Source organism: Fluviispira vulneris, from assembly GCF_014281055.1.
Classification (GTDB): Bacteria; Bdellovibrionota_B; Oligoflexia; order Silvanigrellales; family Silvanigrellaceae; genus Silvanigrella; species Silvanigrella vulneris.
Genome location: NZ_JACRSE010000002.1, coordinates 407,497 through 434,490 on the forward strand (window position 1 = coordinate 407,497; position 26,994 = coordinate 434,490).

Consider the following 26,994-nt stretch of genomic DNA (forward strand, 5'->3'; position numbering starts at 1 on the left):
ACAAAAAAATAAAATCAATTTAAACTGCTTTTAAGTAGTTCTTTATCAAGAATATTATAATATTCATTTTTTCCGATGAGAAGTCCTCCTCGATATACATTTTTGAAGACTTTAATCTCTCTATTCAATAGTTCTTGTAATTTAGCATGATAATCTCTCAGGATTTCTTTAGCATCTTTATAGAATAAGATGTGTATATTTGGTCCGGCATCTAATGTCCAAAACGCCAAAATTTCATTTATGTCTCGCATTTGAATAAAAAGTGCTATGGCTTTGCTGGTCTCTTCATCAAGGTAACAAGCTTTTGGATTTCCTGTTTGCATGACTGCATGCATCGCAAATGCATCTTCTTCACTGATTTGCTGAACAGTTTCAAAATCAAACTCTTTTAATGCTTTGGTCATTCGTGCGATTTTTTTAGTAACTCCGGCAACCCTTATATTGTGAAAAGGAGAAGTGGAAGCTGACTTATGGCCATCTGAACTTGAAATCTTTTTTTCATTTTCATTTAGGACAAAAACGCAATGTTCAACCTGTTTCCATTTGGGATGAAAAATCATTTCAGATGTTTCAGTAAAGTTTTCATTAGAGTTATTTTCTAATTCCCATTTAATGAAAGATTCTTCAGAACTTTGAATAGCACTGCGTGTAGCAGATCCACTGCCTAAGCGAGCCCACTCTGTAAGCCAAATATGTAGTTCTTCTGTTCTAAGATGTTTTTTGAGCTGGAGAAGATCGGCAATGGCACCAACAAGTGCAGCATAACCCGATGCACTCGAAGCAATACCGCAAGCTGTGGGAAAATTATTTATGCTTTCTATTTTCAAAGTAATTTCATCAGCGAAATTATTGAAAATAGATCGAATGAGAATATCCATTTTTTCTGGAATTGGTACTTCAATATCTTTGTTATTTAAAAACAATTTATTTTTAATTGAAATTGTTTTTTCATTAGTTTCGGGAAGGAAACGACCCTGAGTTGTTACTTTAGTAAAGGACCGAAATCCGCCTAAGGTGTAGCTTAAACTTGAATTGTCTGGGATTTGTTTTCTATTTAAATTTTTACCCCAATATTTTATGAGTGCAATATTACTTGGTGCAGTTGAATAACCCTCATCACCATTTTGAATTTCAAATTTCCCTGCTATTTTTAACTGACATAATTTTTCTTGAATTAATGTAAGTTTAGAAGGTATATCTGTTATAATATTATTTTTCATTTGGCTTGTCCATTTGTAGTAAATGCAAAAGGGATATCAGAATCGTTTATCTTAAAATCCTTTATGAATTTATTTTTATCATATAAAACCCAGAGGCAATCACCATGCCCAGCACCCATTGTTTTATAGGGTATTTGCATATCATTTAATTTGTCGAGAAGTATATTTAAATTCAAATTGTTTCTAGGTAAAAGATTTTGTCTTTGAGCAATTTCAAGCGACATTTTCATCAAGTAGATTGTATTCAAAAGTGAAGAATCTTCTATAAATTTATCTGCAAGCAAAGCATGTTCAGAAGCATGCTTTTCCCTATTTTCTTGTGACTGAAAGCCTTTTACTATTTTTGAGGTGTCAGAGTACACACGTGTTTTTATAAAAAAACCATAGTTTTCAATGCTGTCAGACAGCGTAAAGTTTTCAATAATAGGAATCGAGCTTTCTTGGCGGTTTTGAAAAAGCCAAAGTTGAGTTTTATCAAACGGTATATTTTCTTGGCTTGCTGCAAGTTGAACTGCAACATCATAACAGCTTCCCGAACCTTGAATACAATTTAAGGATTCTCGAACAGCTTTCCAAAACTCTTCGTTATTCATGAAATCTTTTTCGTTAAATAACAGTAGCCAAAGCCCCTTTGATATTCCAGCGATGAGTGCTGAAGAACTGCCAAATCCAAGGTCAGGATTAAATGAATTTTTAATTTCAATTTGTAAGTCTTTATTTTGTAAATTCTGCTTCCACGGGAAAAGTAGGTTCTTAAAAAAATTAAGATCACGGTTATCTTTGGAATTTAGGCTCTCGGTTAATTTAAATTCAAGAGGATTTTCTGTAAAAAATGAGCTTTTTACAGTAACTTTTCCATCAGATTGAGTTGGTTGCAAGTGTATATCTATGTGAAATGTATGTTGATAGAAAGTCAGAGCAATAGCTCTTCCTGAATACAATACGCCGTATTCACCAAAAAGCATGGCTTTTGCAGGGACATAAAAACTTATTTGAGGCATTTCTAAAGTTTTCTTTACTTTTGCGCGTTATCTGTTTCAACCACAGATATGCTTGGGAAATGGTCGTATTTTCTCATCATTTCTAGATTTTTTTCATGCAATGCCATATGCCCTTTCTGAATGCCTTCACACCCGAGTGCACGAATCGCTGATAAATTTTGCGCTAAGCCGACGCTTGCAATGATAGATGATAGTTTTGCTGAAGAGGGTGAACCCATTAATTTTAAGCATGCAGCCGCTGAAGGATGCAACGTGGTCACACCACCTACAGTGCCCACAGCAATAGGAACGGCAATTTCACCTTGTAGTCGGTTGTTTTCATTAATAAACCACTTTGTTAGAGGTTTATACACTCCCGACAATGAAGCGTATGCATGGCATCCAGCCTCTACGGCACGCCAATCATTACCAGTTGCAATGACGATTGGATCTATACCATTCATAACACCTTTGTTATGCGTGGCAGCACGAAAGGGATCGAGATCGGCAAACTCCCAAACCGAGCAAATGCGTCTTGCTGCTTCTTCTCCAGAGTATCCATCTCTTTCAAGCGCATTCATATCAATTTCACATTTGACTTTTGTGATTCTATGGGTGGTTAAATTTGTGAGAATTTTAGAACCAACTGCACAAGGGATAACTTCAGGTAATAAGCGTCCCACTTCTTCAGCAATTGAATTTACGATATTTGCACCCATAGCTTCACAGGTATCGACGTTCACATGCACAACATAGTAGCCAGGTTTAGAAAGAGCTCTCAATTCAACACTTTTGACCCCTCCTCCTCGAGAAATAAGTCGAGGATGGCATTTTTGTGCTGCTTCAATAATTCTTTCTTGAACACTTGAGTCAAAAAGTGCAAATATATTTTCTGATGGGGAAGCAAAAAATTGAATTTGGCATGTGGCTATTGTTTCAGTCGGCTCAGAAATAAAACCTCCTCCGGTGCGTGCAAGTTTTGCTCCATAGCTTGCAGCAGCAACAACGCTCGATTCTTCAACGGCCATTGGTATAAACACCTCTTCCCCATCGATGAGAAAGTTTGTCGCAATCCCAAGTGGCAATGTGTAACCACCAATACAATTTTCAATAAACTTTTCAGCTTGTTCAATATTGAGAGCTCCAGAATTATTTAAATAATGAGCTTCATCCGAGCTTATGATATTGCGCGAAACCATTGCTTGAGCGCGGGACTTAGAATTCATTTGGGCAAAATTTGGGATGCGGCTCGAAGAAGGCATGCCTTGATGAATAATAGGCTTAGCATTGACATCCGTTTGCTTAGTTGTGGTTCTTGCTACGATTTGTTGTGCGTCTTTTACCATTGTTGTTACCTTTTCTTATGGAACTTTCTGAACTATGCGAGAATTTAACTGAGTTAAATTAAGAGCTCCCGCACAAAACATGGTTATAGAAAGAGATTTTCTAAAAAAATTAAGCTCTCTTTCTACCGATTCCAAAGGAGTTTCACCAGCAAGAGGAGATACAGCGGCCTTAAATAAAGGCAAACCAACACCAACCATTGAGGCTCCTAGTGCAACCGCTTTTGCAACCTGCAGACCATTGCGAATGCCCCCTGTTGCAATCAATGGGACATTGTATTGAAGATCGTTTTTCAGTCTAGAGCAACAGAGCAGAGAATCATCGGTCGACATTCCCCAATTTTTAAATAAATCGCCAAGCCTCTGTCCTTCTTTGTCCGATCTCAGACCTTCAATTGCGCTCCAACTTGTTCCACCTTTTCCTCCAACATCTACAGCTGCGACCCCTGCAGAAACAAGTTTCTGATAAGTTTCAGACGATATACCAGAACCAACTTCTTTTATTATAACGGGAACGTGAAGGCTTCTGGCAATTTTTTCGATCTTTGTGAGCAACTTTGAAAAATTTCTTTCGCCCTCAGGTTGGATACACTCTTGCAAAGCATTGAGATGAATCGCAAATGCTCCAAGTTCAAGATCATCAACTAATCTTTTAATGTCTTCAAGAGTTATGCCATAATTTAGACTTACAGCCCCTATATTACCAATAACAAAAAGATTTGGGGCCACTTTTCTCACATCAAAAAGCTTTTTAAATTTAGTATCTTTTATCAGCATTTTTTGGGAGCCGAGTCCCATCGGAATATTGAATTTTTCAGCAGCTAGAGCAATGGCCTCATTGATCTCTTGCCCCTTGTCCACACCACCCGTCATACCAGTCACAAGGAGTGGCATAGCAAACGATTTATTAAGAAAATTTTGAGTTAAATCGAGGTCATTAAAGTCAATTTCAGGCAATGCTTCTGGGATAAAATGAAACTGGGAGAAGGGTTCACCATCGGATTCAATATTTTCCGTTTTACAAATACGAATATGATCGTTTTTCCGGCTCACCATGAGTTCGGGAGTGTCTTCGATATTAGAAAGTAATTTTGAATGCTTATGGTTTTTTATATGCGGCAAAGTAAAATGCTCCATAATATAGGGGAGAAAGCCACAGCAGGTAAACAAATTTACCTTTCAATGACTTAACATACAATTAGCTACAATCAAGAATAAACAATAGCAAAAAAGACTTTAAAATTTTGTCCTGTATGTCGATATATTTACAGAGAGACAAAATTGACTAATAGGTCAGTTTATTTTATGATTTATTAAAATATTTGTAAAATTAGCGTATTGGAGGCATTAATGGCTCCCAAATCAATTGAAAACCCAATTTGGATGAACGAGAGCAATGCAGTGCAGTTCTTTCATGAAAAAGTAGTAGAAGCTCAGGAAAGACAAAGACTTAGGTTGACTGAAAATGTCGAATTTTACATTGTTAACTTATTGTGCGAACAAGTTAGGATGAATGAAAGTGAAGACAGTGAAAATTGTCTTGTCCTTATATTAAAAAAAGCTCTTGAAAGCTCACATGTTGAGAAGATTGCTTTATATAAAAAACTCGCTGACACAGCCCTTTATTTTTCCGGATTTTTCCAAGAGTATTTTAATCGAAAAAGTTTTGATATTAAATATTATGTGAATATGGGTGAATCAGCTTACGGCGAATTATCTCATCTGCTTAAAGGTAAAAATACCTATCAAGAAACTATGTCGCAAATTTATCAAGAGATGAGTAAAAGCTTTACGAAAGCAGTTGAAATTTTATTGGATATATCTGAGCAAACAACTCACCAAGATCAAATAAGATCGACTTTAAGCATTTACGATGCCTGGTTAAACACTGCCAGTGCAAAACTTGAAAAAGAACTTTTAGCCCGCGGTGTTCATCCAATTAAGATCAATTCGCGGAAGGTTCAATAAAGATGTCTTCTCTTAAGCCAAATAAAAAAATTGCACAAGGCTGTAAAGTATCATTAAATATATTAGCGCGTTATTATGGCTTAAAAAGTGAAGAGAATATAGAAGAATTCGTGTTATTTCCAAGCGAAGATATTGATGCCTATAGTGGACAAATTCTTTTTGAAGAAAATATAGAGAATGATGAGTTTTTTATCGGTATTCAATTTGGTCATAAAATCTATCAGGAATTTGAAAATGAGAGTATTATTTCTCTCAACTCTTTAGCTGTAGTTGCAGAAGAAACGAGTCATTTTAAATTGATCACCGACTCTGTTTTAGCAAAATCGAATTTAAGTAAACTTGAAATTGAGACTTTGGGTGAAATCGATCGCTTTTTATGTTTAATGCATTGGAATTTTGAAAATAATCTGCATAAAATTGAAAGGAACTGGCAGAACTTACATCAAATCTGTGATGAAGTTTTTCAGGGTAAACGATTTAAAGAAAATAAAAATCCTTTGTATGTGGATGCTGAAGCTCTCGCTTTTAAGCACTTACGCCAAGCTTTTGCAAAGGAATGGGATTCCACTCATTTTAATTTCGCAATTCCTGATAAGCAAGCCTGCCATTATTTAACAGATTTGAGAAAAATGATTTTAAGAGCTTAGTGCTTTTGCAGATAATTTTATATATTTGTGTGTATAAAAAAAATAATAATTTTAATCTTTTTAATTTAATTTATAAATAATCAACTTAATTTCTTTATAAGAAATAATCAAATTACACTAGGATGATATTAGCAGAACATTAAAAAATTTTTAATTTTTTGATTGACAAGCGTTTATAAAAATATATTTTTATAAACGCTTGTCAAATGTAATTTAATTTTACTTTAAGGGTTTTTTTGTAAATACTATTTAAAGATGTGTTTGTCAAAATAAATCCTCATAAGAAAGTACCAACTTTGGTATAAAGGAAAAGTCGAAAAATGATAAAATTAGACTGCCAATATTATTCTGATTATGAAAAAATTTCTTTTCGAGGTTATCTGGTGCATCAGGAATGCACAGAGATCGATCAAGTACTCGTTATTTATCCCGATGCGTTTGGATTGAGTCCGTATTTTAAAGACCTTGCAAATACTTTCGTGCTAAAAAGATCTTATCAAATGATTGAATGCTTTTTAAATGAAAATTTGAAAGAAAGTAATTGATGGTACTCTATTCTCTTAAACAGTCTATAATTTTAATAACAGGAGCGAAAATAAAATGATTAAAAATATAATATTCGATTTTGGTGGTGTGTTAATTGAATGGGAGCCTGATAACTTATATTTATCTTATTTTAAGAGCAAAAAAGCCACAGAAACTTTTTACCAAGAAACAGGAATCAAAATTCTCAATCGAGAAATGGATAGAGGCCTTTCGTTTGACATAGCCATCAAAACTCTTGTGGATAGATTCCCACACTACCAAGAACCTATTATGTTTTGGAAAACCCATTGGCACAAAATGCTCGGTAACATCATAACCGATAACGTGGAACTCTTACAAATATTGGAAAGGAAAGGTTACAACCTTTACGGACTCACGAATTGGTCGGGTGAGACCTTTCCCTACGTATATTATAAACATGAATTTTTCAGAATATTTAAAGATATAGTTGTTTCTGGTAGAGAAGGACTTATAAAACCAGAACCCGATATTTATCATTTGTGTTTAAAGCGTAACAATCTTCAAGCGAGTGAAACAGTCTTTATAGATGACAATTTTGAGAATTGCCTTGCCTCTCGTGATTTAGGAATAAATGCGATCCAATTTACGGACACAGAAAGTTTAAAAGCTGCCCTAAAAGAACTTGGAGTGAAATTAGTGAATTAAAATTTTTTAAATTATTATATTTATAATTCAATCAATAGATTATATAAATAATTTAAATAGTGCTTTAATTAACAGGTATTTTCCGGAATTTTTATGGATAAAAATAAGGTTGATTGTGGCACTTACTATATAATTTCTATCAACTTTTAATTCAATTATTTTTCTATGACAAAATGGCTTGATTGTGAAGTTTACAATTAAAATATTCTTGGATGATATTTCCTGAAAATAAAAAGCATTTTAGCTTTAGAAGATTTTATGTGTAGATGAGTCAAAATAAAATATAGGTTATGGTTAATTTGATGCGAAGATAAGTAAAAATAAATTTATCCTAGAAATTTGTTTTCATGTGTTAATATAAAAATAAATAGTAAAACTTTAAATTTAATTTTTACTATTTATTTGATTATTTATTTATTGAATGAAATATTTTAAATCGCTTTCAGCAATAAATTGAAAGCAAATAAATGTTTAAAAATATAATAAGATAAATTAAATATAATTATAAAAAATAAAAGTTTAATGTCAGTATTTGTATTATTTAATGCAATATTTCTATATTATAAGTTCCAAAATTATATTTTAATTAATAGAAAATAATAGGAGAGAATATGAAATTAAAAATTATAGCAGCCACTTTGGCTCTTCTTTCGTTAAATGCATATGCTTGGAATTATAGATACAATGAAGCTGATAAAGGTTGGATTATCCCATATTCTGATTCATACATTGGCTCGCAAAGTGACGATTGGAGCTGTGGAGCATATGCTGGGACAAAATTCCTCAATGCCTTTGGACATGGAGTTGGATACAGGACATTTAAAATACATTATTCGCAAAAAATGTGGGGGAATGGAGTTGGTAGTGCTTTCGAAATTGGCAATGAACTTGGATTGTCTCCAAACAGATTGCAGCAAGGTATCAATTTTTATGTCGCTGAAAGAGTCGCTTCAAAAATTAAAAAAGGTATTCTCACAACACAAGATGTAAAAGCAGAAGTCTGGCGTGATTATAGTACATCCGCTATTAAGCGAGAAGTCTTGATTAATAAGAGACCTGCAATTGTTCTGCTGAAAAAATCAGGATTGAATTTGCACTGGGTAACAGTAATTGGTTGGATAGAGTCAGCTGATAAAGCAATTTATGCAGATAGCGATGGCACAATAAGAACTGCTGACTTTTATGAATTTAATAGTATGCGTTTAAATGATTATAGTTATTTAGCTGTTGGAATTTACCCTAAAACTGTGATTACTGGGTCAATTGTTAAATTTAATACTCTAGATTCATTTTTCGATACTTTAGTAAGTGGCTCTGAACATCTTAATTACAAAGTTCCTGTTTTAAGTGAGGTATATAATTTAAATAAATTGGGTGGTGAAACGATTAATTCAATCTTAGGTTATGGAGTTAACGACATAAATGATACTTTAAGAAATTTAGGAATTCATGGGTTAGTCCCTGATTTAACAATCCCTTTATCAATGTCAGATATTGTTAAAATTAAAAATGAGGCAAAAAGAATTGTAGAAAATGTAGCCAATAGTCTTGGCTATCAACATGCTGAGAAAGGAGTGAAAAGAGTTAATAATGAAATAAGAAGATTTTTTGGTTGGAGGAGATAATATTTATTAAAATTAATTTTTACAAAAAATAATTTATATTTAGAAAAAGGGGAATTAAAGACTGTTAATTCCCCTCAGTTTTTGTTAAAAAAAATTAGGAGATTTTTAATGGGATATATTTTAAAATTATTTATAGTAAATACTACTATTTTTTCATTGGTCTCATGTAAAGAGAATAAGACCCGTGAAGAAGGAGAGCGGAGAATAAAAGATTCCGAAATAACAATCTATTCTAATAAAGATCTAAGAGATTTAAGTATTGGCGATTTTATATACGCAGACTTTACTCAAAAATCAATCGAGAATCATAAAGGATTTTTTAGTGATTATTATTCTCCAATTATCATAAATATAATAAGCGGTTTAAGAAGATTAGAGTGTCGTGATATATTTTCAGAAAAAACGCAATGCTATCAAATAACAAGTGAAAATATAGAGTTTAGCTATATAATGGTAGGTTCATTTTATAGAACAAGGGGAGGTATTCTCATTCATGGCAGACCGCAAACTATTCAATCTGAAATTAAAACTTATAAATTTTCTCTTAGTCTTTATAGATGACAATTTTGAGAATTGCCTTGCCTCTCGTGATTTAGGAATAAATGCGATCCAATTTACGGACACAGAAAGTTTAAAAGCTGCCCTAAAAGAACTCGGGGTTGCATATCTTCAATGATTCATGTCTAAAATAATAAATAATTAACTGATATCAAATTTTAAAAGAATTTATTTTACATGAATAATATTAAAATAAATGAAATTTTAATTCTTTATATTTAATTATTATTCAAAATATAAATTTAGAAAATCTAATTAAATATTTATAATATTTCTTATTAAAACGAATTATTTAATGGTGAATAAATATTCTTAATAATTATAAGTATATAATATTAAAGGATTTAGAGCTTTAATTAATTAAAAAAAATATTAATATCATGACAAGGGAGTCGATCTCAAAAAGAATAATATACATTAATATCTTGATTTTAATTTGTATTAGTATTAAATATATGACTGAAAAATCAAGTTTTTCTGAAAGCACTATATAGAGGAAATTATATGATAAAAAATGCTTTATTGATTCTATCTACTTTTGTTACTTTTTATGTTAATCCAAATGCACGGGCTATGGATACTGATATAAATTTCATTTTTGGAACAGCTTTTTTAGCGCAGATATGTCATATCGATTTTAGCACTCCAACGACTGCAAGAAAAAATTGTTCTCCTCTCCTCGGTGCTGGAGGGAATTATACAATAAAAAATAAAAATATAAATGAAACTTTTTGTATTTCAGTATTGAGCTGGCCAATTATTATCCCTGTGCTGACTGAGTATTATTTTAAAATTGATAAAAATGAGAATGCTAAAATTGAAATGTGGGGCGCATCTGTTAATCCTCAATATCAATATTCTGATTCCATATCACTTATTGAAAGTAAAACGATTCCAGCTGCTAATAATTACTGTGCAAATATTCCAAGTATAATATATTAAAAAGTAAAATGCATATTTTATATAACTCTATTTTGTTTTAAGCTTTAGAAATAATCTATTGCTTGCTTTTTAAGATAGATATAGATATTTAGATCTCTGGCGCTATTTATATACTTGGCAGAGGTTTAAATGTCTCTTAAATTCTTAATTTATTTTTTATTTTCGATATCTTCTTCGTCTATTTATGCGAAAAATGAATCGACTGCTCCGAAGCATATTGATCTCATAGGCAGTATAGGATTTAGTTTTTTAAATAACTTTAGTGATTCTTTAAAAAAAATTCAATCAACAAATGGCTCACAGGTTAGAGTTGGCAGTGAATTCAATTTTTCGGGTTTGTATACATTTCCAGAAATAGGAGGTTTTATCACTCCTATTTTAGGAGCAGGACTTCATGGAGTGCACTCATCAAAAAAAATAAACGAAAATAATTTTAATGGCAGATATGTTATTGGTTGGATAAGTCTTGAAGCAAATGCCGGTTTGAAATTTAATATTGCATCTGAAATTAAGTTATATACATTAGCAAATTTTGGTTTTGCGGGTGCCACTTGTATTGAAAATATAGCAAATAAATATTCTAGCAATGCTAAAGTTAAAGATCATTATTACTATGGTGTCACAGCAATAACACTTATGCCTTTAACGGACACTGTTGGTATGGGTGGAACTTTGTCAATAAATAAACAGCAAATGAAGATTTCATATATGAATGATTCTTATAATCCAGCCTCTTTCAAGCAGTTCACAGCTGGTCTTGTTCTTATTTATAGTTTATAATTATTTGAATAAAAATTAATTAAATTAAAGCTTTAAGTAAAAAATAGAATAAAAATTAAATAATTTATAAAATTATCTTGATCTTTGTAACCATAACCTTTAATCAGTATATTGGTTTTATGTTATTTTAGTGAGGTTTAGAATGTATTTAAAGTCTTTGGCATGTGTTCTTTCTTCGGTTGTTTCTGTTTCAATTTACGCTCAAACAGAAAGTAAAGTATCTAAAAATATCGATCTTTTTGCTAATTTGGGATTCTCTTATCTAAATGATATTGTTGAGCCAATCAAGACAACAGATGCAGGAGTCGAATTAGGTTTCTTTGGACTCTACTCTTTACCGAGTTATAAAAATGTGACTCCAGTCATAGGTGGTGGTTTGCATAGCTCCGCATTTAGAAAAAAATTGTCACAAAGTGTTAATTTGCCAAGTGTAATACAAAACGTATTGAAGGATCCTGAATTTAATATTTCATGGGCGAGTCTAGAAGCGAATGCAGGGGTCAAAATCAACCCTGTAGCCAACTTAAATCTATTTGCGCTGGCAAATTTAGGTTATGCATCCAACACTAAAACAACAATTGAATTTTCAAATATTGAAATTGGGAGCACTTCCAAAAATCATTACTATTATGGAGCAACACTCATTGGAACTGTGCCTTTAACAGATACTATGAGTATTGGTGGTTCTTTTACATATAATAGACATCAAATGTCTAGTAATAAAATCTTCGTCGAAGATCTATCTTTTAATCAATATACCACCTCTCTTGTTCTTCAATACAGCATATAATAGGTGTTTTAAATTATTTAAATAAGGTTATTATTTTAAATAATAACCTTATTTAAAATAATCAATTCCTCATTATAAAATTTTATATTAAAAATTTTATAATAACTAAGAAAAAAATTGTTTATCTAGCCAGATTATTTTATAAATTTTATTTAAATAAATAATAATGTAAATTTTATAAATACATTATAAGTAAATTATTGTAAATCATTGAATTTATGAAATAAAATTTAAAAATAAATAAATGTCTTGATTTTAATTCTTATAAATTATAATTCTTTAATGCGATTTGGTTATTTTAAAAATGAGGTATAAATATTATTTAGAGGCTGTATTATTTTTGCTCTTTAGATTTTCTTCTCTATCTATATAAGCACGAATAGAAAATAAAGAATTGAAAATATAAAACAATATTCTTTTGCTTGGTATTTAAAGAAAACTTATATATAGTATTGAAGTAAATATAATTAATAACTTGAGGTGTATAATTTTTGTAAAAAAAGAGAATTCATAATTTGATATACTTTTCGTAATAATATTTTTGTTTTCATCTAACAATAAAGATTTATTTAAGCTTTTTCTGGTTAAATTTTTTAATATCAAAAGTTTTATTTTAAATATCGTTTGTCTAGCCAATTATGATTTGCAGCTAAAATCAGTATACACTTCATGCATAACTTCATAAGTCTTGTAAAATAATTTTCAAATTAAAAATTTAAAATAAATCATTGATTTTATAGACAAAATAAATTTTCATATAAAATATATACATATTTCGCTTGATTTTTATTTTTGTAAAATATAATTATTAATTTGGTTTTTTGTTAATTTAAAAATGAGGTATAAAATGTATTTAAAGTCCGTCGTATGTGCGCTTTCTTCAGCAGTTTCTTTCTCAGTTTTTGCACAAACAGAAAATAGTGAATCAAAAAATATCGATCTTTTTGCTTCTGCTGGTTACTCATTTACAAAAAATTTAAAATTGAAGAATGATACTTTTGGTACTTATAAGCCGGATTCATCAGCTGATTTTGGAGCTGAATTAAGTCTTTCTGCTCTTTATTCTCTGCCTAGTTTAGGAATTGTGACACCAGTTATAGGTGGAGGTCTGCATAGCGCATATACTGCTAATAAAATTGAAAAAGAAAAAACAGAAATATACTGGGCAAGTGCTGAGGCAAATGCAGGTGTGAAATTCAACCCAGTTTCGAGTCTTCAAGTCTTTACTTTAGCGAACTTAGGTTATGCTGGTATTAGTGAAATAAGTGATAAAACTGACAGTTCAAGATTGAAAAATCATTATTATTATGGGGCAACTGTGATTGGTACAGTTCCTTTAACAGATGCAATGAGCGTAGGTGGTTCTGTTGCTTATAATAGACACTCTGCGAAATATAAAGATGATGATACTTCATTATCATTCAATCAATTTACCACTGCCCTTGTACTTCAGTACAGTATATAATAAATTAAATTAATTATTATAAAAAAAAGGATATTATTAAAGTAATATCCTTTTTTTTGCGATAAAATTTTCTATTTCTTCTTCTGAATAATGAATATTTAAGTTTTCTTTTGCTTGATTTTCTTTTCTCCATAAGAACCAAGCTAAAGACTGTTCTTCTAGCCAAGTATAGTTTTCCCTTGAAGGAAGTGGAATTTGTGATTCACAAAAAATTTTTGCTTCTTCATAGGATGCATTTGGGTTGGAATCTAACCATTTTCTAAAATTAATTTTAAATTCATTTTTATCAAACATTTTAATTCACGCCTTTTAGCTGAATATATGAAAATGCTTGCTTATAAATCAAGCATTGTAATTTTTTCGGAAAAAATTTAATCTTCTTGAGTGTGATTTTCAGGCTTTTGTGTAAAAATACATTTAAGCAGTAGATCTGCTCGCAAGAAAAGACCCAAAAAAAAGGATAGACTATGAATCGAGTCACAATCGAGTCAAAATTTGTCAGCAATGATGCACTCTTTGAGCTTAAACATGCCCATGAGCTTAAAATAGCAAAAGAACTGAATAGTTTTTTACTTGAAGTCGAATTTCCTTGGAAAGCATTGGGCAAATCTCTTACCCAATTTGTTGAAAGCATAGTGCAAAAAATACCTTTAGAAGAGAGAATTCAGGGACAAGTGAGTCCACATGCCTATATTGAAAATCGTGATTCCGTAGTGATCTGTGAAGGAGCTATTGTTGAGCCGGGAGCTTATATCTCTGGTCCAACCTTTATCGGCCCAAAAGCCGTCGTACGCCATGGAGCTTATATCCGAGGTTCTGTTTACATTTCTGAAGGAGCCATCGTTGGCCACTCATCAGAATGCAAGGGAGCAATTCTATTACCAAATGCAAAAGCAGCTCATTTTAACTATGTCGGTGATTCCATATTAGGTTATGATTGTAATTTAGGAGCAGGCACAAAGCTTGCAAATCTAAAAATAAATCACAGTAATATCATTCTTCGTCTTGATAATAAAAAAGTCGATTCAGGTTTAAAAAAATTCGGAGCAATCCTTGGCAATAGAGCTCAAACTGGATGCAATTCGGTGACAAATCCTGGAACTATTATGTTACCTGAGGTGGTTTTGTTACCTAATCAAACGGCATTAGGAATACTCAAAAGATAATTACTTCAGTATTGGCTTTTTTATTATTCCTAGCAATATTGCTGTTATTGCAGTTCCAACAGTCAGTGCAAATATAAATCCACTTATATGGACGACAGCATTTGGAATGGGCAGTATAAATATTCCGCCGTGTGGAACTTTTATTTCGATTTTAAAGTACATGGCTAAGGCTCCTGCGATGGCGGATCCAATCACAAATATGGGAATAACTCTCAACGGATCTTTAGCTGCGTAGGGAATGGCACCTTCGGTTATAAATGATATGCCTAAGAGTGCTGTAGAGTTTCCCGCTTCTCTCTCTTCTTTATTGAATTTTGTCTTAAAAAGTTTAGTTGCTAAAGCAGCTCCTAAGGGGGGAACCATTCCTGCTATCATTGCAGCGCCCATTGGTGTGTAAATTTGGCTCGAAATCAAACCTGTCGAAAATGCATAAGCAGCTTTATTTAATGGGCCACCCATATCGAAAGCCATCATTCCACCAATGATTAGACCGAGTATAATTGCGCTTCCATCTTGTAAATTATTTAAGCTTGTTGTTAAAAAGTGCATTAGTCCTGAGACAGGTTTGCCTACAATATAAAGCATAAACAAACCTATAATCAGTGAAGAAAGAACGGGTAGGATAATGACTGGTTTTAAACCCTCTAAGTTTTTATTGAGTTTTATTTTCTGATTCAAAAATTCTGTCACGTATCCTGCTAAATATCCAGAAATAATTCCTCCTAGAAAGCCAGCATCTGAATACACTGCGAGCATGCCGCCAATCATGCCAGGAGCAATACCGGGTCTATTGGCAATGGAATAAGCAATATAGCCAGAGAGTGCTGGAACCATAAGAGGAAAAGCTCCCTTAGCTCCAATTTGGAATAAAGCCCAAGCGAGAGACTCTTTATAAGATTCATCTGATGCATAGATTCCACCTAAGGCAAATGCTAAGGCTATCATCAAACCGCCAGCGGTAACAAAAGGAAGCATATAGGAAACACCGGTCATCAGATGTTTATAATTTTGTTTAAAAGCAAAATTCTTATTTGAAGCGTGAAATGTTTCAGTTTGAGTGGAACTTTCAGAATATAATTTTGCTTCTTTGATTGCGGTCTGAATAAGAAAAACTCCATTATTAATCGCTTGTTTTGTATTAGTCTGAAAAATTTTTTTGTTTTGAAAACGACTGAGATCAACTTTCGTATCAGCAGAAATTAAAACAAGATCTGCTGATTTAATTTCTGCATCATTTAAAGTATTTTGTTTACCAACAGAACCTTGAGTTTCAACTTTAATATTCATGCCTAATTCACTAGCTGCTTGTATAAGTCCTTCTGCAGCCATGAATGTATGGGCAATTCCTGTTGGACAGGAAGTAACAGCGACTATATTAAAAGTCTTATTTACGATTTCGTTTTTTTTCTTTTGTTTATCATTCATTTTGTGATGAACTGCATTCAATAATTCTTGTTCAGTATTATTGAATATTTTTTCAAAGGTTGTTTTATAAATAGGCAAATCATTGAATCTATTTTCTTCAATTTCCTGTCCTACTTGAATAATTATATCTGTATTTTCTGAATTGGGCTCAGTAGCAAAAGATTTTTGTATAATTTTATTCGAATGGATTTCTGAATCAACAGTATGATTATGTTTTAAAGCTGCTTGTATTAAAAGATCGTTAGCTAAAAATGGTTGAATACTATATTCCTGACTCGTTATTATAATTTTTATTCTTGCCATAAATTATTTCCTTTATAAATAGATCACTTTAATAAAGTTACTTTTACCTTTTCTTCATATTTTTTGACTTCTCCTATATTTGGTAGATGAGGACCAATATGTCCGAGTTTTGCAACTGAAAAAGCAACAGCGAGTCTAGCAATTTGTTCGAATTGAAGATTTCCATGAAATCCAGCTATGAGTCCTGCAACAAGAGCATCGCCGGCGCCAACAGAACTGATCGCTTTAATTGGAGGCAATGCTGCATGCAGAGCATTTTTATTATTAATAAATAAAGAACCATTTTCTCCAAGGGAAACAACAACATTTTCGATGCCTTTTTCTTGAAGGGATTTAGCGAATTGTAATATATCATCTTGTGTGAGCAAATTTTTTTGTGCTAATTGCGACAATTCATGTTGATTTGGTTTGATACAATTTGGCAAATATTTTTCTTTTACTGAGAGTGATTCTTTCAGTGGCTTTCCGCTTGTATCAAGTAAAACCCACGCTCCTAATTTTTTTACAATTTTAGTAATCTGCGCATAACTGTCAGCAGCTAAACCTTCTGGCACACTTCCAGCCAACACGACAATTGATTTTTCATTGACAATATTTTTTAAATATTTAAGGAGTTCTTGAAAATGATCGTTAGTCAATTTAAGTCCTGTTAAATTAATATCTGTCGTTTCTCCTTTTAAAATATCGGACAATTTAATGTTAACCCTTGTTTCTCCTTCTAAGCGTATGAAGGAATCTATAATATGTTTGGATTGAAAAAGGATTTCAAAAGGATTTATATTTGCCTTGCCTAAAAAGCCAGTTGCATTTGCTGAGATTCCCCAGTCTGCAAGACAACTGGCAACATTTATTCCTTTTCCTCCAGAGCTTTTATGAAAATTTTGTGCAATGTTTACTTTTCCTAATGTAATACCATTTAAAATAATTGTTTGATCAATAGCTGGATTTAAAGTAACAGTGACAACATTCTGTTTCATAAAAATTCCTTTTCAAGTAAACGTACTTCTTCGGCGCTTTCACAATTTAATGCTTGATGAGCTATGGAGGAAAATTTGTAAAAATTATTTCTTCTAATAAAAGATTTCACTGCATTTATTTCATTTGGATTCATAGAAACTTCGTTGACTCCTAAACCTATTAATAAAGCAGCACCAAAAGGTTCACCCGCCAATCCTCCACACACACCGACCCACTTATTGTGTTTTTTTGCAGCTGATACTGTTTTATGAATAAGCTGTAAAATTGAAGGATGATAGATATCTGCCTGCTTCGATAGGAGTGGATGCTCACGATCAATTGCAAGGGTATATTGAGTGAGATCATTTGTACCTATCGAAAAAAAATCAACATATTTTGCAATTTGATTCGCAATAAGTGCAATGGATGGAACCTCTACCATAATACCAAGTGGAACATAGGGGGCATCTAATTCTTTTCTTATATTTTCGGAGTATTCTTTCAAAAATAAAATCTCTTCTTTCGTTGTTATCATAGGAAACATAATAGAAAGACCATCTGTTTTTTTTGCTGCGTTATAGAGAGCTCTTAGTTGTGTTTTAAGAAGTTCTTTTCTTTTTATAAGTAAACGAGAACCGCGCATTCCAAGAAAAGGATTTTTTTCTATATCTAAGTTGAGATAGCTTACTTTTTTATCTCCGCCTATATCAAGTAAGCGTTTTATAATTGGTAAGCCATTTAGCTTTTCTATAATGGACACATATGAATTAAATTGTTCTTCTTCTGTTGGTTGAGAACTGCGGTCAAGAAATAAAAACTCGGTGCGCATAAGACCGATGCTTTCAGCACCCATAGCAAGTGCTTTTTCAATAGTGCTTGGGTCATTTATATTAGCTGCAATTTCAATAGAATGATTGTCTCGAGTGGTTGCAGGCAGCTTTAATAACACATTTGCTTCTAATTTATCGTGTAAATTTTTTTCATCAATCCACATCTTTGCAGAAACAATATCTTGGTCCGATAAATTAAAATAAATATGCCCAGTGTATCCATCTAAGATAGCTGTCTGCCCATGGTGAGCAAAAAGAAATACATCTTGAGCTCCTACGATAGCTGCAATGCCTAAAGATCTTGAAAGGATTGAAGAATGGGACGAGGAGCCACCCTGAACAGTAATGATACCTTTCACTTTTGCGTGATCCAGTTCGATGGTTTCAGATGGAGTTAATTCCGTTGAGACAATTATACTGTTATCTTTGAGTTCTCTTAGTATGATGTCTTTATTTAAAGTTGGATTAATGTGTTTTAATACTCTTGATCTGACATCAATCAAATCAGCGGCACGAGATGCAATAATTTCGTCCGATGAACTTTTCATTTTGTCAACGATAGCTTGGACAGCATTGTGCCACGCCCATTCAACTCCGTGACCTCCTATTAGATATCGACAGATCATTATAAGAAGTTCTTTATCTTGTAAAAAATCAGATTGTGCTTTAAAAATTTTTGCCTCGCTCTCACCAATGCTCATTTTTGTGTTTAGGTAAAGAAGATTTAAATCATTTTGTGTGAGCTTAAAAGCTTGATCGAGTTTGTTACTGGCATCTGTATATGAGCTAAAAATATCAGGAATAGATGAATTTTTTTGAGTTAACAAATGAATATTTCCAATCACTAACCCAGGGCTGACAGGTATTCCTTTTATTTTATTATGACTATCAATTGGAGTCCAGATTTTATGAATTAAAAATAATTTTTCTCTTTCAAATTCTCTATGTGCAGCAATACTTTCTTCTAAAGAAATGGACTCTATGGCTTTTTTTAGAGCACTAAGTGCTTTTTTTTCATCGCTTCCTTTTGTTGAAATTGTAAATTTATCATTTTTTCTCAAGCCTAAATTTAAAAGATCCACTAAATTTTTGCAATCTGCAATATTATTTATAAAACGTATTTGTATATCTGAATTAAATTTTCGTGCAGTCTCTAACCATAAAGAAGCTGGTCTTGCATGAAGACCGTTCGGATAATCAAGAGTCAATTCATAGGAGCAAGCAAAATCCGAACTTTTAATAGTTATATCTTTAGTATTAATATTTATTACTTTTGATAATGCAAAAGTTTTGAGAAAGTCATGTGGGTCATTTGTATGGATTAAATGATTTAATTTATCTTTATTACGAATTAATCTCGTTATTTTTTTAAGAATTTCAATGTGCTCATCTGATTTTGCTGATATTGCAAAAATAAGTTGAGCTTTTTCACCAGAGTTCCACTCCACTCCGTTGGGTATTTGGACTACAGATATTCCTGAAGCATTTATTAAATATCTATCATTAGACATTCCATGAGGTATAGCGACTCCATTGCCAAGATAAGTATTGGATATTTTTTCTCGGGCAAATAAACTTTCAACATATTTCTTATCTACATAATTTTCATCAACTAAAGCCTTTGCAGCAGAGATGATAGCCTCATTTTTATTGGCAAAATGCATATTTAATTTTATGAGATTTAAATCAATCAAATTTTTACATGTATTCAAAGCATCTCCTTAATAGTGAAGAATTAAAAATTTAAGTTATATTTTTATTTTATTAAATTGCAAATCGATTGAACTTGGCTATTACTTTGAGAATGAGTGATAATTTTAATAATTAAGCTTAGGTTCTCACCTCAACAAAGAGAAACATAACCTAAAAAAAATAATTTTTCATCGAATTTGCATAAAACTTACAAAAAATTTTGCTAAAAAAAAGAGTGTTAAAATTTGCGGTTTTTCTTATAACTATTTCAAAATTATACAAAAATAAGTTTAATATCTTTATAAATTATAAGCATAATATTACAGCATAAATAAATTTATTTTTTTGGTAAGTTTATTGAGCCATTCTATGTGGGATAAATAATTATAATCAATTCGTATAAAATATAAACGATACTAGTTCATATGTATTTAAAAAAAATTGGCCGTCCACTTGTTTTTTTGGAAAGAACTCATATTATGTTAAAAATCGAACTTTTTTTAATGCAGCAGTTTTGCCATAACCTATAGGGGTGCATGATGTCTCAGATTACGCGAATATTGCCAATTGTATCTGTACTTTCAGCAATTTTTGTTTCATGTTCCAACAAAGAAGTTAACTCTCCTGAAATTGCTTCGTTAAAAAATAATTTAACCGAAATGCGTAGTTCTATTTTAAATAGTGATGGTTCTTCTGCAAAACTTTTGCAGGGCTTTAATAAAATGGGTTTTCAATTTTCAGAAAATTGTCTAGAAGGCGGTGATTATGTTCAGCCTAAATCAATTGAAAAATCTATTGTTGATTTTTCTGATAACTTAAAAGAACACGATTTTAGAAAGGTTTTAAATATCGGTGTTTCTGCAACAGTTCCAGTTAAAGGTGTTGATATTTCACCTGAAGTAAAGTTTGCTCGTGAAGCCTCTGCTACAAAATTAAGTCGTACTACAACTTATTCTGTCTATGTAAGATTTGGTGAAAACAAAATTGCTCCGAAAGTTGGTAATGCTTATGTTTTAAAAGAAGGTCTGAGTGAAAATTTTAATGCTGACGGGAAATTGTTTAATCATTATAATTTTATTAAAAAGTGTGGAGATGAAGTTATTACATCCCAACGACTTTCTGCAAAAATACTATTGACTATGAAACTTAATTTTGAATCCAAAAAAGTATTAAATGATTTTCAAACAACAGTTGGTGCTTCTGTAAAGGATATATTAACAAACAATGAGAAAATTGCTATTAATACAAAATTAAAGTACTTGAATGAAGATACTAAAAGACAGATATATTTAAACATTTATGGTTTACAATTGGGTGGAGATCCAAAAAAGTTAGCATCTGTTCTGACGTCAAAAGTAACATGTCGCTTGGATAAAGTAGAGGAATGTCAACCTCTGTTTGATCGCTTAAATAAATATGCTTCTGAAGATTTTGTTCAACAATTAAATCCAGCCGATGTAAACACATGGGCAATCGAAAATTCCTCAACAGTTTCTTATGAGGAACTAAATATAGTTGATAAAGCTGGAAAAGCTTTAAATTTAAGCGTTACGGACGATCCTACTGAATTACTTAAATTAACAAAGCTAAAAAGTGAAGTGAGTCATACAATTTCTAAGCAAATTGATAACTATACTTTAGCAAATTCACTATTAAACATTTCTTACCTTGCGGACAATGAGCGAGAAGGATTAGAAAATATATCGCACTTATCTCATACAAATATTGAAATGCTTCAAGGATTTTCAAGTCAATGCTTTATTAATTTAGCAGATTGCTTAAATAATTCAGCATTTAAGATAAATTCTCTCGTTTCACAATATGATGATTCATTATTAGAAACAAATATGGGGGAATTGATTGCCAAAATCCGCTCACAAAACACTCCACTTTCTGGGCAAAAAGAGCGTTCATCTGAAGATTTTGTTAATTTGAGTCCGGTCATAGAAAAAGGAAAATACTCAAGTTTTTACTTCAAGCTAAAGAATATTGAGAATAATACAATAAGAAATGCGGGCGCTCGTTTCGATTTAAAGTGTAATAAACCATGGTACAAAGGTTTCGATCCTGTTTTATTTGCTTCGATTCATCCAAACTATGAAGTTCTTTCTGACACAGTGGTTATGAATTATAATGATAATTGTGGAGGTAAAGAGTCTGTTTATGTAGCAAATCCAAAAAATATTACTGAAAGTGATTTTATAGTTGAAATATGGGGTAGAGAGTAGTTTTATTAAGTAATTTAGACGAAAAAAAAGGCTCTCAATGAATTGAGAGCCTTTTTTGTGTAAAGCTTGAAATTAGCGAAGAACTGCTAATAAGTCAGCTTTTAAAATATTTTTAGCGACAAAGCGGCCTTTGTAAAACCCACAGGATTCGCAAACTGAGTGTGGAAGTCTTGGGGCAGCGCAATTTGAGCACTTAGAAAAGTTAATAGGTGTTAAAGCGTCGTGAGCACGGCGCATATTACGGCGTGAACGGGAAACTTTCATCTTTGGAGTTGGCATACTAAAATCCTCTTAGTGCAAATTTTAACCTTAAGGCATTGAATTTGCTGCACACATTGTAGGCAGAAATTAACGAATGTGATATCTAGAGAGCATTTTCCCCATCACATCACGCAACAAAACGTCACATGTACATAATAGAGTCAAAGAACTCTGTCAATAGCTATCCAGCGCGCTTGAGAGAATCGTTTTTATTTTCTTTAGAAACGTTAAGTTCTTCATTTTTTTCAGATTCTTCTTGTAAATGCTGATCATCATGCCCCTCTGAGTTCTTTAAATGTATTCTTTTTGCTGAAGCTTTTAGGGCTGCTCCTAGGGTTGATTCGATCAAATCGGTTTCTCTTGGCACAGATTTTCTAATAAATTCAGATATATGCTTAAGCTCAGACTCTTGTAGTTCGGCAGCCTGAACATTATGTTGAAAGTTATGGAGAAACTCAAGAATATAATTAATAGCTACACCCTGTTCAGGATAGGCTTGCATTTTGCCATAATTCTCATTTTGCTCATAGTGATAGCTGGGTTCAGGCAATGGATGGAGTGAAGTTGCTTTTTTTTCATCTTTATCTAAAGATATGATTTCATTTGATATTACGCCTAAATCTGTTCGTGCTTTGCTTGCAAGACGGTGCGCTGACCAATGAAATCCAGCTCGAAATAGATTTTGAGCTAAAAAATGTAATCTCTCCGTGTCTTGAGTGCTTGATTTGTCAATTTTAATATTATCTTTAATAGCTCTATCTTCACCCCAATATTTTGAAATTGTTTCTTTTTTTCTAAATAAGGTTTTCGCCATAGATACAAATAAATTTTTTCTTTTTTTGATTTTTACACTCTGGTTTTGTGAACCGCGCATAATGGCTGTGTATTCAATAATTTTGAGGGCAAAAGATTCAGGGGCGTATTCCATATGCATAGAGGTATTGAACCATTGTCTAATCTGCTTTTCTTTGGCTTCTTGTGTTACCATCGAGGCGCTTTGTGCATGTCCGCCTTCAAATAAATAGTGGGTATAGAGAAGGAGCTGGTCTGTTTTTTCAGCTAAAATATTACCTATGAACATTTCATCACCCGGTACTTTTTTAAGGGTCGGATGAACTTGCTTTAAAAAAAGTATAGTATAGCCAATATCCCAATCCATGAGTTCATAATCTTGCATTTTTCGATTGTATTTTTGAATATGTGTTTGGTGATTTAGTATTTGCTCAATCGATGATTTTTCAAATTCAACTAATAAATGTAATTTATGTGCACACTGCCTTAAGGAGAATGGTAATTCTCCTGAGGATGAGTTTATCCGATCCAAATTCTTTTTGCTTTCGTTTAAATCCCCTTCATAAAAAAATGCACACCAAGCACGCATTATAAGAACTTCATATAAAGCAATTTCATTGCCAATACGTCCGGCAAGATCTGTTATTGTTTCAAGGATAAATGATCGTATTTTTGTTGTAATATTTCTTTCTGCACAAAGAATAAGTGAAAATAAAAGATGTATTGTATTTTCTCCATCATTATTTTCAGTTGTAAATTGCAATGCTCTTACCACTTGTGGAAATAGAATATTGTTATCAATCCAACCTATGCATGAGCGCAGCAATTGAGAAATGACGATACCACGAATTGGTTTTGAGCGTGGTGAGAAAGGTAATTTATCTGATTTTGACTCTGAGCTTTTATCATCACGTATAAAAGATTTAAATAAAAGTTTTAAATTTTTTGACTCTTCTGCATCATAAAATGCTTGTGGATCAATAAGTTTTTTTTGAATTTTGTATAGTTCAAACTCAATAGCAGAACGATAAGTAAAATTTAAACTATGAGGAATATCAGAAAATAATTCAGCTTTTTCTGATTGATGAATGATTTTTAAAAATTGTTCTGTTCTTTTCTCTTTATTTTTAAACTGAGAAGGAAAGAAATTTTTCATAGCAAGAATTGCTTTTCTTTTTGGATTCATTAAATTCCAGCTGACCGCATGATAATATTTTTCAGCTTGTTCAATATTTCCAAGTGATTTAGATAAATCGGCAATATGCTCTCTTATTTTTGGCACAAGCACTGATGCATCGTCAGGCCGATCCTTTTCTACAGATTCCCCCAGCATCTGCAATTTAGTAATGACAAACTCAGCAGAATTAATATCGAATAATTCATCCGAGGCAACAAGGAGTGATGAATAAGCTCCATAAGCGCTCTTAGATAAATCACTCTTAGAGAGATATTCAGATATGTGTATAATATCAAAAAGTGTTGTTTTATCTTGTATATTATTACATAAGTATTCTGACAAAATATAATAAATATCTGATTTTGTTTTTTGACTTAATAAAAGAGATAAGCTTAACCAAATATATTGGTGTTCCCAGTAGTAACAAAGTAACTGCCCAGTTAAAGCATCTCTATTTTCAGAAACTAAACCAATTCTTATAGCAGTTTTCAAAGCGTCATAAGCTAAATGGAGAGGCTCTTTTTTCTTTTCGAGTTCTTCTTCCTCTTCATCAGTCATAGGTTTTACTTCTTCAACGATTACTTTTTCTTCTTCTTTTATTAGATCTTCGGGTTCGGGTGCATTAGCTACAGTATCACTTTTTCCGAAATGATAACTTTCTGAGAATATATCATGAATCATTATTACTTTATTGCTTAATAGTTCTATAATTTCTGTATTTATTTGCAGATCAACCATGGACCATGTAGCAAGAAATCGTGCTTGTTGACTTGTTAAATTGTTGAGTTTTGTTACCCAAAAAGAGCGGGTTCTGTCATCTTTTAAAGTACTGTAGGAAGGATCTTGATGTTTTAAAAGATTTAAATTTTTCTTATTTTCATCATCATTTATATCTTCTTCAGATCTCACTCCTATGACCCATTTAATGTTTTTTGATTGCTTTTTTAAAAGTCGTAGTAAAACGGCGAGAGATGAATTATCTGCTCGATTAATATCATCAATAATTATCATACTGAGTTTAGAAGAATTTAAAACTTTATCAAAAATTTTATCAATATTATTATGTAAACATTCATGTCTAACTTGTATAAGTAAGTTTTTCATACTTTTATTTGGAGTGGTTTTATTATCGCTATATTTAATGAGCGAAGGTAAAACATAAAATACTGAATCTACTTCGCTTCCAAGATTATAAAATAAGGTGCGTAGTTCTTGCAGAAAAAGTGGATTATGAAACAATGCATTATTTAATAAGCAATTACAAAATTCGTCTAAACTTGAAAACGGAACGTTGATAGGACTAAACTTAACCCCATAATAAATTGTATTTTTTTGAGTGACATTCATGCTTGAGTTTAAATTTCGCATAAATGAAAATTTATTTGCCGTTTTATTGCGAGCATCAATCCAAAAGCGGTTGCTATGGTTTTTTGTTTTATTAAAGCAAAACTCAGTGAGAATTTCGGGAACATCAAATTTTTTAAGAAAAATATTTTTATATGAATCTTCATCAAAGTCAGGATTAATTTCATTAAAAAAGCTAGTTAAATTTTGATGTTCTGAGGATTCTCCCAGTCGATTTGCCAACAGCATAATTTCATATGCCATTTCTCTTGCGCCAATGTTTCTTTTTTCAGGCACCGGATCGGTAGCGCGGGTTAAAATATTTTTTAATCGTTTCATAACATCTGTTATGGGATGACGAGTGGTCCATTTGTACCATTTTTTCCCTAAGTTAAAGACGTTGGGATCATTGATAATATACATGGGCCAAAGAGCATTTAATGCAGACTGTTTTTCAATGGAAATGATACCCAAATCATATGCCATAATGGCTGCCAAACTAAAAACTTCAGAGTTTTCTTGATAACAGCCGTCTAAAATTCCTCTGGCTTCAGGGGGGAGCCAGTAATTTCTATTAATGATATCATTTGCTTTTGAGAACTTATCTTCGAGGTTATGGGATTGGTAAGGAAGAAAGTGAGCATAACCTCCATCAAGGAAAGCGACTTGGGGTACCTCCTCTTTTTTATCAAAAAATTCAGAATCATAGGTTTGTTTTAAGTCAACGGCACTACGGTCTTTTATTAAAATATTTTGCGGTTTGATATTACCATGTAAAATTCCTTTCGCGTGATAGTAAGATAAATTTTCAAAAATTCGCACCCAAAGCCTTAAACGATTGCGGAAGCGTATGATTTCCTCTGGTTTTAATGGAACTTCTTTCGCCAAATTTTCAGCAAGTGTCATTCCTTCAATCCATAGCGAATAAATCTCGATTTCATTTGTTTTTAAATAAAATTCCATATTTTCACCATATTCGATGAAAAAGGTCTTTTTAATTATTTCGAGATTTTCTTGTATTTTTAACTTAATTAAGCGAGATTTTCCAAGATTGAGAACACGAATCGTTTTTTTACGAAGTTCATCAGCTCTTTGCATACGCGAGATCACTGTGCTGGTTTTCGCTGAAAGTGTTCCAACTTTATCAACGCCCGCATCATCTCGTTGAGATATTTGTGCAATGAGTTTTTCGTTTTCCATGCTACCCCGTAAAACATTCTCACTTTTTTCCAAATGATGTATCGGCGTAAAGTTTTTGTTCCATAGGCGTGTTACAAAAAAATAAAAAT

Annotated in this window: 22 protein-coding genes; 12 read left to right on the forward strand and 10 right to left on the reverse strand. The window is 32.0% G+C overall.

Going from position 1 to position 26,994, the window contains the following annotated elements:
• Positions 1-14 precede the first annotated feature (14 nt).
• From mvaD to fni, 4 genes are read right to left on the reverse strand one after another with little or no spacing between them, the layout of a single operon-like run.
• A complete protein-coding gene (mvaD, locus tag H7355_RS05615; RefSeq protein WP_186645739.1) occupies positions 15-1,220 on the reverse strand; it encodes a diphosphomevalonate decarboxylase in 1,206 nt (401 codons plus the stop codon).
• The gene (locus H7355_RS05620) at positions 1,217-2,221 is read right to left on the reverse strand and encodes a hypothetical protein (RefSeq protein ID WP_186645740.1); all 1,005 of its coding nucleotides are present in this window, start codon (positions 2,219-2,221) and stop codon (positions 1,217-1,219) included. The genes mvaD and H7355_RS05620 overlap by 4 nt, the downstream gene beginning before the upstream one ends.
• A gap of 14 nt (positions 2,222-2,235) precedes the next feature.
• Positions 2,236-3,546, reverse strand: coding sequence for a hydroxymethylglutaryl-CoA reductase, degradative (locus H7355_RS05625; protein ID WP_186645741.1), 1,311 nt, complete (start codon positions 3,544-3,546; stop codon positions 2,236-2,238).
• Between the two features lie 15 nt (positions 3,547-3,561).
• Entirely contained in the window at positions 3,562-4,665 is a 1,104-nt protein-coding gene (fni, locus tag H7355_RS05630) for a type 2 isopentenyl-diphosphate Delta-isomerase (protein ID WP_186645742.1), read from the reverse strand.
• Positions 4,666-4,893: 228 nt separating this feature from the next.
• On the opposite strand from fni, the gene H7355_RS05635 reads away from it, so the two are divergent.
• From H7355_RS05635 to H7355_RS05680, 10 genes are all read left to right on the forward strand, one after another.
• Positions 4,894-5,511 carry a hypothetical protein gene (locus H7355_RS05635; RefSeq protein WP_186645743.1) on the forward strand — a complete coding sequence of 206 codons (618 nt, stop codon included), beginning with the start codon at positions 4,894-4,896 and terminating at the stop codon, positions 5,509-5,511.
• 2 nt (positions 5,512-5,513) lie between these two features.
• Positions 5,514-6,158, forward strand: coding sequence for a hypothetical protein (locus H7355_RS05640; RefSeq protein ID WP_186645744.1), 645 nt, complete (start codon positions 5,514-5,516; stop codon positions 6,156-6,158).
• Positions 6,159-6,478: 320 nt separating this feature from the next.
• The gene (locus tag H7355_RS05645; protein ID WP_186645745.1) at positions 6,479-6,703 is read left to right on the forward strand and encodes a hypothetical protein; all 225 of its coding nucleotides are present in this window, start codon (positions 6,479-6,481) and stop codon (positions 6,701-6,703) included.
• 55 nt (positions 6,704-6,758) lie between these two features.
• On the forward strand, positions 6,759-7,370 hold the full coding sequence (locus H7355_RS05650; protein ID WP_186645746.1) for an HAD family hydrolase: 612 nt from the start codon (positions 6,759-6,761) through the stop codon (positions 7,368-7,370).
• 611 nt (positions 7,371-7,981) lie between these two features.
• Positions 7,982-8,995 carry a hypothetical protein gene (locus H7355_RS05655; protein ID WP_186645747.1) on the forward strand — a complete coding sequence of 338 codons (1,014 nt, stop codon included), beginning with the start codon at positions 7,982-7,984 and terminating at the stop codon, positions 8,993-8,995.
• 108 nt (positions 8,996-9,103) lie between these two features.
• Positions 9,104-9,556 carry a hypothetical protein gene (locus tag H7355_RS05660; protein WP_186645748.1) on the forward strand — a complete coding sequence of 151 codons (453 nt, stop codon included), beginning with the start codon at positions 9,104-9,106 and terminating at the stop codon, positions 9,554-9,556.
• 501 nt (positions 9,557-10,057) lie between these two features.
• A complete protein-coding gene (locus H7355_RS05665; RefSeq protein WP_186645749.1) occupies positions 10,058-10,495 on the forward strand; it encodes a hypothetical protein in 438 nt (145 codons plus the stop codon).
• Between the two features lie 129 nt (positions 10,496-10,624).
• Positions 10,625-11,275 (forward strand): hypothetical protein, encoded by a 651-nt coding sequence (locus H7355_RS05670; RefSeq protein WP_186645750.1) that lies wholly within the window; start codon positions 10,625-10,627, stop codon positions 11,273-11,275.
• A 142-nt stretch (positions 11,276-11,417) separates the two neighbouring features.
• Entirely contained in the window at positions 11,418-12,065 is a 648-nt protein-coding gene (locus tag H7355_RS05675) for a hypothetical protein (RefSeq protein ID WP_186645751.1), read from the forward strand.
• An 847-nt stretch (positions 12,066-12,912) separates the two neighbouring features.
• Entirely contained in the window at positions 12,913-13,530 is a 618-nt protein-coding gene (locus tag H7355_RS05680; RefSeq protein ID WP_186645752.1) for a hypothetical protein, read from the forward strand.
• Positions 13,531-13,566: 36 nt separating this feature from the next.
• Here the strand turns inward: H7355_RS05680 and H7355_RS05685 are convergent, their stop codons facing one another.
• Positions 13,567-13,824, reverse strand: coding sequence for a hypothetical protein (locus H7355_RS05685; RefSeq protein ID WP_186645753.1), 258 nt, complete (start codon positions 13,822-13,824; stop codon positions 13,567-13,569).
• Between the two features lie 173 nt (positions 13,825-13,997).
• On the opposite strand from H7355_RS05685, the gene H7355_RS05690 reads away from it, so the two are divergent.
• Positions 13,998-14,696, forward strand: coding sequence for a hypothetical protein (locus H7355_RS05690; RefSeq protein ID WP_186645754.1), 699 nt, complete (start codon positions 13,998-14,000; stop codon positions 14,694-14,696).
• On the opposite strand, the gene H7355_RS05695 is transcribed toward H7355_RS05690, so the two are convergent.
• Genes H7355_RS05695 through ptsP form a run of 3 tightly spaced genes read right to left on the reverse strand, consistent with a single transcriptional unit; the run spans position 14,697 to position 19,923 of the window.
• Positions 14,697-16,424 (reverse strand): fructose-specific PTS transporter subunit EIIC, encoded by a 1,728-nt coding sequence (locus tag H7355_RS05695; RefSeq protein ID WP_186645755.1) that lies wholly within the window; start codon positions 16,422-16,424, stop codon positions 14,697-14,699.
• A 23-nt stretch (positions 16,425-16,447) separates the two neighbouring features.
• The gene (pfkB, locus tag H7355_RS05700) at positions 16,448-17,401 is read right to left on the reverse strand and encodes a 1-phosphofructokinase (protein WP_186645756.1); all 954 of its coding nucleotides are present in this window, start codon (positions 17,399-17,401) and stop codon (positions 16,448-16,450) included.
• Positions 17,398-19,923 carry a phosphoenolpyruvate--protein phosphotransferase gene (gene ptsP / locus H7355_RS05705; RefSeq protein WP_186645757.1) on the reverse strand — a complete coding sequence of 842 codons (2,526 nt, stop codon included), beginning with the start codon at positions 19,921-19,923 and terminating at the stop codon, positions 17,398-17,400. Before ptsP ends, pfkB begins: the two co-directional genes overlap by 4 nt.
• A 519-nt stretch (positions 19,924-20,442) precedes the next feature.
• Between ptsP and H7355_RS05710 the strand changes: the two genes are divergently transcribed.
• Positions 20,443-22,131, forward strand: coding sequence for a hypothetical protein (locus H7355_RS05710; protein WP_186645758.1), 1,689 nt, complete (start codon positions 20,443-20,445; stop codon positions 22,129-22,131).
• Between the two features lie 72 nt (positions 22,132-22,203).
• On the opposite strand, the gene rpmF is transcribed toward H7355_RS05710, so the two are convergent.
• Complete coding sequence (gene rpmF / locus H7355_RS05715; RefSeq protein ID WP_186645759.1) at positions 22,204-22,410, reverse strand: 50S ribosomal protein L32; 207 nt, start codon at positions 22,408-22,410, stop codon at positions 22,204-22,206.
• 163 nt (positions 22,411-22,573) lie between these two features.
• Complete coding sequence (locus H7355_RS05720) at positions 22,574-26,905, reverse strand: serine/threonine-protein kinase (protein ID WP_186645760.1); 4,332 nt, start codon at positions 26,903-26,905, stop codon at positions 22,574-22,576.
• Between the last annotated feature and the right edge of the window lie 89 nt (positions 26,906-26,994).